This window comes from Hoylesella enoeca JCM 12259 (assembly GCF_000613405.1).
Lineage (GTDB): Bacteria > Bacteroidota > Bacteroidia > Bacteroidales > Bacteroidaceae > Prevotella > Prevotella enoeca.
Window position 1 is genome coordinate 1 of record NZ_BAIX01000014.1, and the last position, 15,873, is coordinate 15,873.

Sequence of the window (15,873 nt, forward strand, 5' to 3'; positions counted from 1 at the left end):
CGGAGATTCTTTTTGGTCCGTGCAGCCGGTGCACGGCCCTGTCGGAGATTCTTTTTGGTCCGTGCAGCGGTGCGTGGCCCCGTCGGAAATTCTTTTTGGTCCGTGCAGCAGGTGCATGGCCCCGTCGGAAATTCTTTTTGGTTCATGCAGCCGGTGCACGGACTCATACATAAGAATTATTCTGTGCGCCATCAGTAAAAGAATATTCGCCCGGCTCACTCCCACGCCTCTGCCCTGTACCCGCCGTCGCGGCCGTAGCCGTTGCTCACGCCGACGCTACCACTGGCGAAGCTCAGGACGTACGCGCGGTTGCTGAGCACTGGGTCAGCACTTGACGACCAATAGATGCCGATGAAGCCAACGCCGCTCAGCTGCCCAGAGTTGTAGAAACCCAAGGCGGCAGATAGAAGTAATTACCTGCGTCGACTGCGGAAGGGAGGCCAGAGTTGTTAATACTACTATTGCTGTTGCTATAGCTCTTGTACGTTGTACGCAGGTCGGTTGTACCGTCGGCAGATTTCTCGGTACTGTAATGACCCTTGCTTTGTAACACGGACTTCTTCTTAAACCACATGCCGCCTTTATATAAATGACCCATAGTAGTCCATAACTCGTCTGCGTCCCAACGTGGATCGCCGTACATGCAATACCAAGACATCTCGTTAACGTTTGGTACGTTGTTAAATGAACTGCGGGTAGCATCGAAGCGACCTGAACCGCCGCCCTCGTGGTAGTAACGTGGGTCTGTGTTGCTCTTGGGGTAGTCGCTGCTGGCAGACTGAGTCGTCAGTGTTGGCTGGCTGCCACCAAGGTTCCATTCATGCCCCTTCCAGTACTGTTCCTGTGCGTCCCACATATAGTATTTGTCGCCCTCGTAGTTCTTTACGTCAAGTTGTGCGGTCATATCGTAGTAAGTGTTCGAAGCGTATGCTGTAGATGGATATGTCTTGGTTATGGTGCCCTCCACATTTGTTACCATGTCCTTTACCCAGTAACGTACCTTTAAAGTATGAGTTCCTGGCTTAATCACCATGTAAGCTCCGTTAGTTGTTACGCTGGCTGCGCTGTTAGTCAGTGGGAAGCCATTGTTGTAACTGCTACCACTTGTTGCGTCTTGTGTCGTTAAGATATCTTAGTGCCGTCTGTTACTGTGGAAGCATCTAAAGCACCCGTTGTTGCGTTGACAGTGTAGGTCGCAGCGATATCGTTGTCGGAGCTTACCTCCACCTTTGTTAAGTAGCAGCCTTGCAGTACAGTGTTACTTGTGTAAGGCTGGAAAACCAAGTAAGCTGGCTGATGCTCCAATTCGAACGCAAACTGATTTTTGCCTGTCACCTTATTTGCAGTTGCAGTACCGTAATCGCCTGCTGTGCCAAAGTGCGCAGTATTGTCTGGAGCTGTTTGGCTCTGGGCCGTTGAGATACTTACTGAGTTGCCGCTGCTGTTCTTGCCCAAGTAATAAACCTTATAACTACTACTTGCAGTAAACTTTCCAGGAACCATATACTTAAAAGCAGCTACCTTGCTCGTTGGAGCGTTCGTACTCTTTTGCAATACCCCGTCGTCGTCCTTTACGTAGATATAATCGTCTTTCTCCCAATAGAAGTTTCCACTGTTGTAATCCATTGAGGTGCGGGTCTTAGTCTCGTCACCAGTAACAAAAGTAGTGAGGTTCTTGTCGTTATCCTCATTGGTGTTCGTTGGGTTCTGGTCTACATCCTCATTAGCACAGGAAGCAAATACCATCGCTATGCCGAACACGAAAGCCAAAGACTTTAGTCGTGCGGTAAATGAATGTTGTTTCATTGTTTTCTTCATTGTTACTTTGTTCTGTTTGTTAATAACTCTCTGTTAGTCTTCCCATGATGGATTCTCTTCGTCCTCGTCTTCATCTTCATCCTCCCATGGCATTGATGACTTAGCACTTGAAATGGTGCCGCCATGATGACCTGGTCTGTGCTGAGTAGTCGGGAAAGACGTGTCCATCAAATTAGTGGTTTCGTTCATTTGGATGATCATGCAACTAGGTGCAGAATAATCCCTCTTAGCTTGTTCTTTTCTCATAACTTTCTTGATTAAAATAGCTGTTATTTCGTTCTTATTTTGTTTTAAATTGAGTTCACAAAAGGGCATAAAAAAGCGAACAAAGGGAACTCCGAGAAGCCCTTTGTTTATTGGGGGTTAGTCGTCTCCCCTCGCGCGCGCGTAGGGTGAGACGTGAAAGGCATTTATGCCAGGTAAGATGTGTGTGTGTGTGTGTGTGTTAAGACTTTTTCCGAGATATGCAAATATAAACCGTTAAAAGATGCAAGAGAGTTGCTGTTCTTTTGCATCACGTTATTGCTGTTTATATTTGCTTGTTTTATCATATCTTGATTGCTCTTTTTGATCGGCCTCGCTTGTTCAGACCCCCATCCCCCTAACTTAGGGGGCGAAGGCGAAAAACCGGGGGCAAAGGTAAGTAAAGATTCTTAAACGGGCAAATGTTTCACAAAGAAATTTATACTTAACGATGGAATACATTGTTTTTTGCGTAACTTTGCATGACAATCAACGACAAATGAAGATGATGAATTTCAGACTGTTTATTGCTTTTTTTATTCTGCTTTTCCCAAACGTTTCGATGGCTGCAACGTGGTTTGGTTTGACGGAACAACACAAGTGACGTATTCCACACAAGAAAAATTATCGCCCGTTGTGGGTATTGCGCTCGACATGTTTGCATCAGACATGCAGGCGGTCACGGGACTTCCGGCTGCAGCACGTGTCAATGCGCCTATCGAGATTTATCAACTCGATCTGCTGAATAACAAAGAGTTTAAGCAGATCGACAATCTTCGGCTTCCTGTCGGTCAGATTATCACCAAGCCGGATGCCTTTTATATCGGTGTGAAAAAGGGTAAGATCATTGTGATGGGCAGCAATGCGCGCGGCACGGCGTATGGTGTGCTCGAACTGTCGCGCATTGCCGGTGTTTCGCCTTGGGTGTGGTGGGGCGACATCGTGCCTGAGCGCCAACAGCGATTGGTGATGAACGAGCAATTCAGCACTGTTCAGTCGCCGGCCGTTGAGCATCGGGCCATTGCTTTCGATGAGCAAGATGTCAACCTGATTCCATGGAGCCAGGCTACGATCGATCGCCAATCGGCGAGTAAAAGACTCGGGCCGGTTACTTATCGGCGCCTTTTCGAGCTGATGCTGCGGCTGCGCGCCAACACGCTTTGGAGTGAAGAGGCTGCGTGGGACGACTTCACCGCCATCAAAGATAATGTGGAGTTGGCCGACAATTTCGATCTGTTCGTCGGCACGAAGACACATCTTTTCTCTTATGTCAAGGGCAAGAAGAAATCGATTTCCGTACATTTCATGTTGCACGACGACGGTTTCGGTTATCTCACGAGCGATTCCGAGGGTGTTCATAAGCGGCCCAACGCTCACAGCGCCTTGTCTTATCACCTCAACGCTGCCGGTCGTCCGCACGATGATCTGTGGCTCACCACGATTCAGCCGGGGCTTGTCTGCCATGAATTGAAGACTGCTTACGAGCGTGGAATCAACCAGTTGTGGGTGGTGCATGTGACGAATCCCAAATCAGCCATAATCCCGTTGTCGCTCGCGATGGATCTGGCATGGAATCCAAATACCGTCAAACGCGATGCGACTAACCGCTATGTAGACGGCGTTTTACAGCAAATTGCAGGGCGAAAAGCCGCTGATCGTCTGCGCCCTGTGATGCAACAGTTTTATCATCTCACGGGTATTCGTCGACCGGAGTGGATGGGATGGAATCGCTCGGCTGGTCAGCTGCGGGCCATTCAGCACACGGCATTGAATGCAAATGCGTTTGGAGATGAGTTGGAAACCTATCTGAGCAACTATGACAGGCTGCGAGTGGCTGTGCAGGAAATCGAGCGAGATGTTCCGGCAATGCTTCGCGATGCGTTTTTTGCGGCTGTTAAATATCCCGTTTGGGCTGCCGCCGCCATGGCCAACAAGCAACTTCAAGCGCAGGAAGCGCGCGAATTGGCGCGTCCGCAGTCGTTCCATCATGACAGCGAAGCCCTCGCTTCGGCTGCCAACAGCGTCAAAGCTTATCGCGAGATTCAGCAACTCACGGCCTATTATAACGACAAACTGGCTGGGGGAAAATGGAAAGGACTGATGAATATGGCGCCGCGCAACCTGCCGGTGTTTGCCGAACCGAATTTGCCCGATCGTCTTTCGGAACAGGAAATCAAACAATATGCAACGACAGAAGTGCCCCAATCCAAAGTGAATCTCGACGGATGCACGGTCAAAAATGCGTGTGAATATGTCTCGTCAACACCCGACGTGCAGCAGATTGACATGCTGGGACACAGTGTGAAAGCCGTATTGATTCCGCAAAACGGTTCGCTGGTTTATTCGTTTTACGCCGAGCGGAGCGGCAATGCCGTGTTGCGCATCGCGCTGATACCCACTCCTACGGACACGAAACACACGCGGTTGCTCGCCGTCGGCATGGATGGCGCAACACCGATGACCATCCCGGTGGAAACAGATTATCGTTCTAAGGATTGGGAAAACAATGTGTTGCAGGGGCAAGTGCGCCTCAATCTTCCGATCAATATCGCGAAAGGAAGTCACACGCTGACGTTGAAAGCCGTGGGAGCAACAATCATTGTCGATCAATGGATGCTCGACTTCACGCCCAATCGGGCATTCTATATCTTCCCGATCAGACCTGCTCAATAAATCATTTACTTGCTGGTGGAGCGGCTGCTGCGCTTCGAACGATGATAACTACGGTATTCGTCGAGCGGAATTTCAACCTCGGGTTCGGTCAATTGACCGTCGTGCGGGAGTTGGAATTGCAGATATCGGATATTCAGTCCGCGCTCCATCCACATTGATTCATAATAAGTGCGAATGTCGAGCAACGGCGAATGCTCTTCGGATAACTGCGAATGATAAAGATCTTCGGTCTTGAAAAGAAGCGGAAGATGATTGTGCTCTACCATCAACGAGGTGTAAGTGAAGAGAAAATTGCTGTCGGTTTTCAAATGAATAATGCCCCGGTCTGTCAAGAAGCGGCGATAACGCGCCATGAAAAACGTACTCGTGAGTCGTTTGTGCACGTTTTTCATCTGCGGATCACTGAATGTCAACCAAATCTCTTGCACTTCATCAGGCCCGAAAAAACGGTCGATGATCTCAATATTGGTGCGCAAAAAGGCTACATTTTGTAGGTTTTCATCCAGTGCTTGTTTAGCGCCCGTGTACATTCTTGCGCCTTTGATGTCCACTCCGATGAAGTTGATTTCGGGATAAAGTTTGGCCAATCCCACAGTGTATTCGCCTTTGCCGCAACCCAATTCAAGTATGATGGGATGATCGTTGTGAAAGAATCGTTCACGCCAAAAACCTTGCATATCGAACGAAACACCCTCCATGGCAGCGAAAGGATATTGAAAAACATTGCTGAATGTCTCCATTTCAGCAAACTTCTGTAACTTGCCTTTACTCATAGCATGTAAAAAATAGCGGGAAATCTACTCTTTGTAAGATCTGCGTTTGATGCGTGCTCATACGCCGTCGTTATCATTTTCCTCTTTATCAGAGCCAACATCGCTGCCCGTATCCAACTGATTGTCTTTGCTGATGGTGACTCCTCCCATTTTGGATAACTTCAACACCAGAGGCACATACTCATCGCTTGACTTGTCGGGTGACCCCACACTGGCTGCGAAATAAAGATTGTCGCCTTCTGCACAATTGAAAACGATGCCCAGTAAAGCACCGTTTTTGCGGTATGATTCATCAATAGAACCCTGGAAGTCGGCCTTGGTAAAACTACGACTGAAAAACTCGCTGCCGTCTTTTCTCAATATCTGAAGCTCGATTCGATTGTCGAAATATTTTTGATTGTCGTCTGAAACAGTCGGCAACGACGGATCCGCAGCAAACCGAACGGTAATCGTATAAATGCTTCCCAGCCATTCTATCTGGCGCGTCTGCACATAATCACCCATCTTGAGTGTTTTTGTCGACCGCACAACAGAGGGTTTCTTGGCAATGATCTCATTAGAATTACGCTTGCTGTGGCATGCTGTCAGCGCCCCGATTATCAGCATCCACAGACATATAAATTGAATCTTTCTCATCGTTTTATATCGCTTTGCGTGCAAAGGTACTAAAATTGACCGTAAATGCTTATCTTTGCAAACAAATTAATCAGTCGAGAAGATGAAGAAAAGCCTGTTGTTTCTATCCTTGATCACACTCGTTGCTTTCTCTTGTACACGGAGAAAGACGGCCGACAAGACCGATCCTGTGGATACCCTACCGATGATGGTGTTGCAGATCCAGAAATGTTCGCGTTTATACACCACAGAATTTCGTGTGCATAAAATCATTACGCACGATGATCAAAAGAAACTTACCGGCTCGTTTCTGCACCATGACTTCAGTATCAATCTGCCTTTGGGCAAGCGAAAAGTAGCAATCCCGATGGATGCAACTCTAAAAGCCTATGTGGATTTCAGTGATTTCTCGGCTGATCATATTCATCGCAACGGCCGAAAGATCGAAATCATTCTTCCAGATCCGCGCGTTGTCCTCACGTCGAGTCGTATCAATAATGGTGATGTCAGACAATTTGTGGCGCTCACTCGATCGCATTTCACCGACGAAGAACTGTCATCCTACGAACGACAAGGTCGACAAGCCATTATCAATGATATTCCACGGATGGGGATTATCGAACAAGCACAAGCCAGTGCAGCTCACATTCTCATCCCGATGTTTCGGCAAATGGGATATGACGAAAAAGATATCACCGTTACATTCCGCAAACAATTCTCCCTCCATGATCTCACTTCACTCTTGAATCAAACGTCAGAACGAAATGAAAAAGTCAACCCATAGATTCCTTTCCGTGCTCGATTGGATGTCGCGTCTGCATGGCTTGTCACTCATTGTTGCCATCGCAGCACCCATTCTTTTATTGATCATCGTTTTCTTTTTGCTTAAAGGCACTTCGGTCGGTATCGAACAAAACGATCGAATCAGCGTAACCCCCACCCAGATACGTGCTATCGAAGAAATCGGCGAATGGGAGTTTCTCTCCATCAGTGACGAAGAACTCATCGATACGGTTTCCTACGGATTCTTCGGCGACAGCGAATTGGTACGTATATATTATGGTACGCTGCGCCTTGGGATCAATCTTCGTGAAGCCAAACCGGGTTGGATCAAAGTTGAGAAAGATTCTATTGCCGTTCGATTGCCATCCGTCCGACTCTTAGATCAAGACTTTATCGATGAAGCGCGCACGGTTTCGTTTTTCGAAAGCGGCACATGGACGGGGCAAGATCGTGAAAATCTCTATCAGCGAGCTTATCAAGCGATGCTCCGCCGATGTCTGACGCGTCAAAATATCAACACTGCCGAGCAAAATGCTCGCAACCAATTTCATAAACTGATGCTGTCGATGGGCTATAAAAAAGTGAACATTCAAGTTGAAAAACCATCAATAGGCATCCCCAAACGTCCAAATTGAGAAAAATAAAGCGTCGGAGAGTCCCGACGAGCAAGAAATCAGAAAAACAGCGTTTCGGGATACCCCGACGAGCTGTCCGGAAGAAAAATGAGCTGTCGGGGAGTCCCGACGAGCAAAAATCAGAAAAACAGCGTTTCGGGATGCCCCGACGAGCTGCTCGGAAGAGAAATGAGCTGTCGGAGAATCCCGACGAGCAAAAAATCAGAAAAACAAGAACGGGTGGCTGGCTGAGGGGAGCTGTTTTTCGCCCTTTTGCTGTGTTGAGGGAGATTTCGTAGCTGCGATAGATCAGGGTAGATAGGGAAATGGAATTTTATTATTACCTTTGCACGCAACAAGTTGAGTGTAGATCAAATCAGGATGACGTTTTTTTTAATAACACGAAAAGTAGTAAGAGATGAAGAAAGTATTAATAGCTATTGCTTTATGCACCGTGATGTCGGCTTGCAGCAAAGACGAGCCTATCGACAATGGGAAACACACTCCGACACCGCCGAATACCGAAATGCAGAAAGTGAAGAATGAGGAATTAGCCAAATATTTTGATTTGAATCAAGGTCTCACCGTTTATCAGGCTTTGGAGAAGGTGAAAGCCACGAAGGGTGCGAAGACTGTCGACGGCAGACAGATCCATGTCACTGCTGTCAACGAGGTGAGCCGCGACGAGCAAGCTGGCTCATTCACGGTGGTGGTGGCGGGCACTGTGGCAGGCAAGGCATTTAACAAGAACGTTAACTTTGATGGATTTGCACAGAAGCCCACGGATGAGGCGATGGCCAAACGCGTAGTGGCGACGTGGAAAAGCAACATAGCGTTTCAGAAGGATTTTGATTTTGACACGCTCTATCGCCTCGGCGATTTGTCTAAATTCACCACGGCTTACTGGTCGCAGTTTGTAGATTTCACGGCGTCGGCCCCCGATGGTTCTCGTCGCTATGTGTTTACGCCGGAAGATCTTGCGCAAACCACGATCAGCGATATTCGGTTCTCTGCATCGGGAAGTCGTGCGGGGACAATTTCGTTTGTCGTCACCTATAAAGGCATCAAAGGTAACACGGGTAGCGGCGTGAATGGTGCGCCACAGCTGTCGTTTGATAAAAATGCGTATTACAAGCATCAGGTTTCGCTCCATACAGAGGCTGTCAAAGGGTTTTATATGCGTGGCGTGTATGAGCATATCGACGTGTTTTATGCCGGATTGCTGCAATATGATCACGCGAAGTTTATTCCCCGCATCTTACATAAAATAAAAAATGACGGCGACAACACGATATCTGTGACGCTGAAACTCTTGGCCAACGATGGGAAGGAAACGGAGCTGGCTCAGTTTGAACAAACGCTTAACGGATTTAAGCCCCTCGCCGACCTGAACAAAGATCTGCTGTTGGCCAATAGCACGGAGTTAGGCAAATATTTCGGAAAGAAGTTTCGGACTACGCCCGACGGCGACAAACTCGCGCAGATGAGTGCTTCACCTGTGCGGGCGTGGATAGAGAAGGTGCAAATGGGTGTTCGCCGTGATGGGAATCATATTGATTTGTGGCCTGAAAAGGAGACAAGGGGCAATGGGAGTTCTATTGTCACCGTGTGGAAGCCGGCTTCGGGAAGTGGTTCTACGCTTGATCTTTATTTCGAGAATCCGATCTTTGAGATTGTGGAGGCTCGCAAAGAAGGTATCTTCCTGAATTTGAAGTTGAAGTTGACAAGTGTCAATGGGACTGCCGTGGAAGGCGTGGTCGTGCCTTTGCGCGTGCATCTGATTAAGGAATAAGTAGCATAACGCTGCCCTCATCATACAAACATCGGATTACTCTGGTTGGAGTAATCCGATGTTTATCTTTCATCACAGAATCAATACCACTGCACAGCACTGTTGTAACTGCTGCGTTTGTCATATTTAAGTGCGTCGGTCAGGGTGCTGGCATTGCACCGGAAAGTGAAGTTGTAACTGGTGTAAGGAGCCAAAACAACCGAACAACTCATGTTGAAACAGTGCAAATCGCGTTGTAACGAGGCTGTGGTCATGCTGATAGCATGGTTTTCAAAGTCGTAGCCCGACGAGAAACTGATGTTCCATCCGTCGCTGATGCGTATGTTGCCGCTCACGTTCAGCGTCTGCGTAAACTTGTAAGGATAGCGCATGGTGTTGGTATTGAACGTGCCACCGGTATTCTCACGCATCGTGATTCCATATCCGAAGGTGAGCGACCACGGCATTTTAAACTTCATATATCCATTGGCATCGGTCTCGGCTTTACCTGCTTCGTCATGCTTTTTGGCGCCGCGCTGTCCTTCGATCATACTGTCGTCTACGTTGCTCTCGATGTCGGTGTCCATGCCTTCGTCGTCGTTTGGCTTCTTCTTTTTATCCTCCTCTTTCTTATCCGAGCCGCCGAACCATTTCTTCAACTGTTCGGGACTTAGGGTGAACGATATATTCTGTGACATGCCTTGGAATCGGCCGAATCGTCCTTTTCCCCATTCGGTGTGAGTGCCCACATACGGCTGACCATTATCATCTAACTCGTAAGCGTAAGTGGAGAATACGGCATTCATATTAAAGGTGTAGCTCTTCCACCATTTCAGCCGGACGCGCATCGTGAGGTCGCTCCATCGCCGCTCTTTGGCTGCCATATTATACGACATCGTGGCCCCAAGCTCGTCAATGATACTGATTTTCTTGAAACCGGAGGAGTCTTTATCGCTTTTGACTTTCATCTCGATGTTGTTCGCGACATCCCAGGATATGCTTCCCGTTTTGCCTTTTCCCGGTGCCGTGTACAGTGCTTCCTGGAAGGGCGAATATTCAACGAGCGAGACATTGCCATCGGCGTCGGTCTTTAAATACGAATCATAGTAGCCGTAACGACGTGAGCCGAAATCTGGTGCGTAGTTGAAACTCACCTGCGGTGTGAAGACGTGGCGAACGGCCTGAATCTTATCGCCGAAGAGTTTGCGGTTGGGGACATAGAAAACATACAGCTTGGAACTCGCGCTGACACTCATCCGCCAATCATACACGTTGTGAAAGCCATAGACGGTGTCTTTAACTTCTTTCTGACCGAAGGCATCCCATGAGCGTTTGATCTTGTTGGAGAGCATTCGGTCTGTAAAATTAAATGAGGGATTGACGTTGATATAATTAAACAGTGTGAAGGTTCCGCTAACCGGGATACTGTGTTGCATGCCGTTTCTCCAGTCTTTGATCAGATTGGAGTGCATCAGTTGATCTTCCTTTGTGTTGATCGAATTAGACAATTGGCCCGTATAACTCATGGAGATCTTTTCATACCATCGCTCTTTTCCGGCCTGATGACGACGACGGAATGGATAAAACCGACTGATAGAGATATTCAAGTCGGGCAGTGTCATTGCAATAGACGAGTCGCGCATATTCTGATTCAGATTGGCAGTGGAACTCAACGACATGCCAATGCTCGAAAAATTGACCGACCAGTTGACCGAAGACGTCCGCGTGCTCTGCGTGAGTGTCTGCGGATTATAAAGACTCGACAAGTTGTTACGCTCATAGCTGGACGAAGCGAAATTGACACTTGCCGAGAGAGTACTAAACGGATTGGCTTTGGAGTCTTGCCGGTGGTTCCATTGAATCTTGTAGCTCTGTTGGCGAGCATAATCGGGCAGGCCTTTGTCTCCGGTCTTCGTATCTTGATAACTCAGGTAAAGGCTACCCGAATAGCGGTATCTTTTGTTATAGTTGCTGGCTGCGGAGAGTCCCCACGAACCTTGGTGTAAATCTCACCGAGCAGTTTCAGATCCCAGATGTCGCTGATAGCGAAATAGTAGCCGCCGTCGCGTAGATAGAAACCGCGTGTACTCTCATCGCCGTAAGAAGGCATGATGAAACCGCTGCTGTATTTCTTTGAGAAAGGAAAGAAACCATACGGAATGGCCAACGGCAGCGGCACATCGGCCACAACCAAGTAAGCCGGTCCGAAGACAACATCCTTCCCCGGGCGCACCTTGGCCCGAGACAGAGAGATATAGAAGTCGGGGCAATCCTTATCGCAGGTGGTATAGCGGCCGTGTTCCAAATAAATATCGCCGTTCTCATTGCGTTTCGACCGTTTGCTGAACAAGAATCCTTCCTCCTGCTGTGTCCGAACGTTCTCGATGAGTCCTTTCTTGGTCTTGAAGTTAAACGCCATCGTGTCACTCTCATACTCGCTTCCCCCCATCTTAAACACGGGCTTATTCTTCAACCCGTCTTTAGCCGTGGTGTCTCGCGATCCCGTTGCGTGAACCAGGCTGCTGTCTAAGCTCATATAGATTTTATCACTGGCGAGGTCCATCGATTCGTACTTCACTTTTGAGGAGCCGAATAGATAGGCTGTATTGGTGGCAGCATAGTAGACGAGAGAGTCGGATGCAGAGTAAACCACAGGCGCATCAATGCCGTTTTTCTTTTTCCGGTTAAGAGAATCTAAGTGAATTGAGTCGTCAATAGCTTTGTTATGATGGTAGACGGCCAACTGCAACGAATCCATTTGGGTTGTGTCAGGGATCACGCTATTGTTGGTGTCTCGACGGACAGAATCGTTCATCGCCACCGAATCGCGCTGCACACTCTTCCGTTTGCGCTGCAAGAGAGGAAGAGATGTGCTTGCCATCACAAAAACAACGGCAAACAGTAATAAAACAATCAGTGACTTTCTTCTCATTGGGCTACAAATGTACTTAATTAATAAGGAATGTGCGTCTGATTTTCTATTTTTAACGTATCATCTCATCAGCAAACGAGTTGACGAGTAGACACCTTCTCAATCTATTCGAACATCTTTACCCACTTATCGAAGCGTGCTAAACCTGCTGTCCCAAACTTGGCAAGACTCTGGCGGGCTTGCTCCAAAGTCTTCTCTTGCTCCAAATGCGTTTTGCTGTAAAACTTGTCGGCGTAGCAGATCACTTGCTCTTCCCATGTCTCGGGCAGGAAATCTTGTTCGGGCAAGGGTAGTCCCTGACTTCGGATGTCTTCGATCGAGATTCCGGCGCCCGTGTGTCGCTCGCACACCCGAGCATGCCTCGGGAATCCTTCGGCCCGCAGCATTTCCGCACCGAGCATGCCATGACGGATGTAAGGTTGCGTACCGAAGCATTGAATGCCCGGCGCATCGCAATGAATGATGCCGATGTCGTGCAGCATGGCAGCTTCTTCGATGAAGCGTCGGTCTACCTGTAATTCAGGATGGCGGTCGACAATGCGCAGCGCGCGTGCCGTCACGCTCTTGCTGTGTGTCAGCAGAATATGCCGTAATTCGTTATCCTCTGTATAGTATTTGTCTATAATCTTCTGATAATCCATATCCTCAATACGTGGTTCGGTCTGCTTGATGGCATCGGGCATCGTTTCCTGCCACTGACTGAAACGACAATCAGCACCTTACCACAGCGTTGGCTGTGATATGATGCTGATCGATTCGCCCTTTATTTTAAAACGATGTGTAAGCTGCGATGAAACCGAAGATCACACCCGGTGCATTGGCGATGGTGATAGGCCAGTCGCGTTTCTCCTTGAAGAGGCCATAGCACACCCACAGCGTGCAGTTGATACCGGCCATCAACGGTTGAAGTGGGTCGCCCGGATGTCCACTCAGATTCTGCTGGATCACGCGGAAGTAAAAGACATACATCAATATGGATGTCACCATGCCGACCCAGCCTACACGTTCAAAAAATTTGCTCTTGTCCATAATTGTACTTTATTTAAATTATTATTGCGCTCTTTCGATATAAGCGATCACATCTCCTTTGTTCACTTTGGCACCCTGTTTGGCATTGATCTCAACGAGTTTGCCACCCAGTGCTGCCGGAACAGTAACAAATTCGCCCCAGGGTGCTTGCAGGTAGCAGAATGCGTCGCCCTCGCGATAGTCTTTGCCGATGAATGGCTCAACCGTCGGAGCACATTCGCCGTCGCCATTGAACTCCCAAAACACCTGACCCTTAACCGGTGCAACGATGGCATCGGCCTTGGCGTGCTTGAAAGCAGACAACTGTTCGGGTGTAACCTTACTGCCAAGTGCGGCGTCTTTGGCTTTCTGCAAGTCGGCCAGGAAATTCTTCTTGGCCTGTCCGCTCTTATAATTACGATACTGCTCGGGATGCATGGCGAGTTCGAACAGCTCCTCCTCATCTTGTCCGTAATCCCAGCCGTTCTCGTCCATTTCTTTTCTGAAATCTTCGAGGTTGTTCTTCAACAGCGTATGCGGATCGGCATCGGTAAACTCGCGCCCTTGTTTCTTGGCCAACTCCACGAGTTCGGGAGCCACCTCGCCGGGGATCTTACCACTCTTGCCGAGGATCATGCCCCACATCGAGTCGTCCATCATGACAAATCGGCCCTTGCCCTGTTCCAGGGTGAGGAGATTCATCAAGGCGATGTTCTTGGTGTATTGTGAGAACGGTGTCACAAGTGGGGGATAGCCCACGCGCGGCCATACGTAAGCCACCTCGTCGAAGAGTTTCACGAGCATGTCGTCCATAGACAGTTCGGGGTCTCCTTTCTTCTTGCGGATGTTGTTGATCGTGGTGCGAATGCCCCCCAGATCGGCCATCATCGATCCCATCATACCGCCGGGCAGGCCGCACCCTAAGAGTAGTGAACTCATCAGTTTGTTTTGAGGGTTGATGAAGTAACCCAACCAATCGTCTATGAACTCTTGCGTCAGCGCGCGCGCCTTCATATAGGCGTTCATGTTGATCTCGGGGACATCGAATCCTTCGTTTTTCAGCATGCTCTGCACCGAGATGACGTCCGGGTGAACCTTACCCCAAGAGAGCGGTTCGATCGCCGTGTCGATGATGTCGGCACCGTTATTACAGACTTCGAGAATCGATGCCATCGAGAGTCCCGGACGAGTGGCCGTGGTATTCGATGATGATTTCCGGATGCTTGTCCTTGATGGCTTTAGTAAGCTTGCCCAAAAGTGCAGGCTGACCGATACCGGCCATATCTTTCAGGCATATTTCTTCGGCGCCGGCAGCTATGAGCTTATCGGCGATCTTCGTATAATACTCGAGCGTGTGGATCGGAGAGGTGGTGATGCAGAGTGTGCCCTGCGGTGTCATTCCCGCCTCCTTGGCCCATTTGATACTGGGGATGATGTTGCGCACGTCGTTGAGTCCGTCGAAGATGCGAGGGATGTCCACGCCTTGCGCATGCTTCACGCGATACATCATGGCCCGCACGTCGTCGGGCACGGTGTACATGCGGAGCGCGTTCAGACCGCGGTCGAGCATGTGCGTCTTGATACCCGCTTCGTTGAAAGGTTTACAGAAGGCGCGCACCGCATCGTTGGGGTTCTCGCCGGCCAATAGGTTGACTTGCTCGAAAGCACCACCATTGGTTTCCACACGGGCGAAACATCCCATCTCGATAATGACTGGTGCTATGCGCTCCAGTTGATCCTTGCGTGGCTGAAACTTCCCGGAAGACTGCCACATATCTCGATAAACGAGACTAAACTGTATTTTCTTCTTCATAATTCTGTCTATATTCATTCGCTATACAGCCTGCAAAAGTAGGCAAAAAATATCAAATGACAGACCATCCCGTTACTTTTTTTCCGGTGGCCTGTCGCTGCCGGCCTGTCAGTCTGCCGGCTCCTGCGGCGTCTCTTCTCCGGTCTGTGTCTCGATTGCCACTGCGTCGACCGGAGCGCCCGACTGTGCCTGGCGAGCCATCTGTCGCCGCATGTTCATGATCTTGAATGCGTTGATACACTCAACGATGCCGTAGAGAATCATCGTCCAACCGATGACAAACAGTGGGGCCGTGCTTATCCAGTCGGGTTTGACTATGGCCGTCAGGCCCACGAGAAACACCAGCGTGGGCATCAGCCAATAGATCATGCCCACACGGGTGTGCTTGGCGAGGCCGGCCAGCATCACATATTGGCCGATGGAGCCCAGGATGAGAATGCCACCGAGAATATAGGTCATCCAATCCACTATCGTATTTGGTGCCAACGCGAGGATAACACCTAGGATCAAACTCCCTAAACCGGCAATGGGAAAGGTGGGTTTGCTGTCGGGTTGCGCCGCTTCGGGCACGTCGGTCGCAGTGGCCCGATCATCATGCAGCGACACATAATAAACAATGCAGGTGATGAGTCCTGAGAGAAAAAACAGTATGCCGATACTCACCGTGAGCCATGTCACCATATCCTGACGGTATTTGATCAGCAGTGCACCCACAATTAGCGCGACGGCTGCACGGAAGAAAGATGTTTGGATCAATTTCATAACCTCTTGATTTTTATTAAACTCGATGGTCGCCTGTCACTGCGGCGTCATCTTGCGGTTGCAAAAGT

The 15,873-nt window shown here is 49.0% G+C and carries 10 protein-coding genes and 3 pseudogenes; 4 read left to right on the forward strand and 9 right to left on the reverse strand.

Features of this window, described 5'->3' with window-relative positions; all coding sequences use genetic code 11:
* Positions 1–215: 215 nt before the first annotated feature.
* Both JCM12259_RS14135 and JCM12259_RS17525 read right to left on the reverse strand, forming a co-directional pair.
* Positions 216–1,818 (reverse strand): annotated as a pseudogene (locus JCM12259_RS14135) (hypothetical protein).
* Between the two features lie 33 nt (positions 1,819–1,851).
* Complete coding sequence (locus JCM12259_RS17525; RefSeq protein ID WP_262499173.1) at positions 1,852–1,986, reverse strand: hypothetical protein; 135 nt, start codon at positions 1,984–1,986, stop codon at positions 1,852–1,854.
* A gap of 675 nt (positions 1,987–2,661) precedes the next feature.
* On the opposite strand from JCM12259_RS17525, the gene JCM12259_RS05985 reads away from it, so the two are divergent.
* Complete coding sequence (locus JCM12259_RS05985) at positions 2,662–4,734, forward strand: glycosyl hydrolase 115 family protein (RefSeq protein WP_051559203.1); 2,073 nt, start codon at positions 2,662–2,664, stop codon at positions 4,732–4,734.
* Positions 4,735–4,739: 5 nt separating this feature from the next.
* Here the strand turns inward: JCM12259_RS05985 and trmB are convergent, their stop codons facing one another.
* Together trmB and JCM12259_RS05995 are read right to left on the reverse strand one after the other, a co-directional pair.
* Complete coding sequence (gene trmB, locus JCM12259_RS05990; protein ID WP_025065768.1) at positions 4,740–5,507, reverse strand: tRNA (guanosine(46)-N7)-methyltransferase TrmB; 768 nt, start codon at positions 5,505–5,507, stop codon at positions 4,740–4,742.
* A gap of 57 nt (positions 5,508–5,564) precedes the next feature.
* Positions 5,565–6,143: a DUF4738 domain-containing protein gene (locus JCM12259_RS05995; protein ID WP_025065769.1), complete on the reverse strand. Its 579-nt coding sequence runs from the start codon at positions 6,141–6,143 to the stop codon at positions 5,565–5,567.
* Between the two features lie 82 nt (positions 6,144–6,225).
* Between JCM12259_RS05995 and JCM12259_RS06000 the strand changes: the two genes are divergently transcribed.
* The 3 genes from JCM12259_RS06000 (at position 6,226) to JCM12259_RS06015 (ending at position 9,311) form a co-directional block, all read left to right on the forward strand.
* Positions 6,226–6,906 carry a DUF4230 domain-containing protein gene (locus tag JCM12259_RS06000; protein WP_025065770.1) on the forward strand — a complete coding sequence of 227 codons (681 nt, stop codon included), beginning with the start codon at positions 6,226–6,228 and terminating at the stop codon, positions 6,904–6,906.
* Complete coding sequence (locus JCM12259_RS06005; RefSeq protein ID WP_025065771.1) at positions 6,887–7,540, forward strand: DUF4230 domain-containing protein; 654 nt, start codon at positions 6,887–6,889, stop codon at positions 7,538–7,540. The genes JCM12259_RS06000 and JCM12259_RS06005 overlap by 20 nt, the downstream gene beginning before the upstream one ends.
* A 397-nt stretch (positions 7,541–7,937) precedes the next feature.
* Positions 7,938–9,311 carry a hypothetical protein gene (locus tag JCM12259_RS06015; RefSeq protein WP_025065773.1) on the forward strand — a complete coding sequence of 458 codons (1,374 nt, stop codon included), beginning with the start codon at positions 7,938–7,940 and terminating at the stop codon, positions 9,309–9,311.
* An 80-nt stretch (positions 9,312–9,391) separates the two neighbouring features.
* Here JCM12259_RS06015 and JCM12259_RS14145 read toward each other — a convergent pair.
* From JCM12259_RS14145 to JCM12259_RS06040, 5 genes and pseudogenes are all read right to left on the reverse strand, one after another.
* Positions 9,392–12,222, reverse strand: a pseudogene (locus JCM12259_RS14145) (putative LPS assembly protein LptD).
* Between the two features lie 104 nt (positions 12,223–12,326).
* Entirely contained in the window at positions 12,327–12,863 is a 537-nt protein-coding gene (locus tag JCM12259_RS06025; RefSeq protein ID WP_025065774.1) for an HDIG domain-containing metalloprotein, read from the reverse strand.
* Positions 12,864–12,990: 127 nt separating this feature from the next.
* Complete coding sequence (locus JCM12259_RS06030) at positions 12,991–13,251, reverse strand: SemiSWEET family transporter (protein ID WP_025065775.1); 261 nt, start codon at positions 13,249–13,251, stop codon at positions 12,991–12,993.
* A gap of 21 nt (positions 13,252–13,272) precedes the next feature.
* Positions 13,273–15,043: pseudogene (locus JCM12259_RS14150) on the reverse strand (hydroxymethylglutaryl-CoA lyase-like TIM-barrel protein).
* Between the two features lie 108 nt (positions 15,044–15,151).
* Entirely contained in the window at positions 15,152–15,805 is a 654-nt protein-coding gene (locus tag JCM12259_RS06040; RefSeq protein WP_025065776.1) for a DUF308 domain-containing protein, read from the reverse strand.
* Positions 15,806–15,873: the final 68 nt, after the last annotated feature.

Bases quoted from the DNA above. Each gene is read 5' to 3' on its own strand.
- JCM12259_RS06005 (WP_025065771.1), top strand. From the start codon at position 6,887: ATGAAAAAGTCAACCCATAGATTCCTTTCCGTGCTCGATTGGATGTCG.
- JCM12259_RS06015 (WP_025065773.1), top strand. From the start codon at position 7,938: ATGAAGAAAGTATTAATAGCTATTGCTTTATGCACCGTGATGTCGGCT.
- JCM12259_RS06025 (WP_025065774.1), bottom strand. From the start codon at position 12,863: ATGGATTATCAGAAGATTATAGACAAATACTATACAGAGGATAACGAA.
- JCM12259_RS06000 (WP_025065770.1), top strand. From the start codon at position 6,226: ATGAAGAAAAGCCTGTTGTTTCTATCCTTGATCACACTCGTTGCTTTC.
- JCM12259_RS06040 (WP_025065776.1), bottom strand. From the start codon at position 15,805: ATGAAATTGATCCAAACATCTTTCTTCCGTGCAGCCGTCGCGCTAATT.
- JCM12259_RS06030 (WP_025065775.1), bottom strand. From the start codon at position 13,251: ATGGACAAGAGCAAATTTTTTGAACGTGTAGGCTGGGTCGGCATGGTG.
- JCM12259_RS05995 (WP_025065769.1), bottom strand. From the start codon at position 6,143: ATGAGAAAGATTCAATTTATATGTCTGTGGATGCTGATAATCGGGGCG.
- trmB (WP_025065768.1), bottom strand. From the start codon at position 5,507: ATGAGTAAAGGCAAGTTACAGAAGTTTGCTGAAATGGAGACATTCAGC.
- JCM12259_RS17525 (WP_262499173.1), bottom strand. From the start codon at position 1,986: ATGGACACGTCTTTCCCGACTACTCAGCACAGACCAGGTCATCATGGC.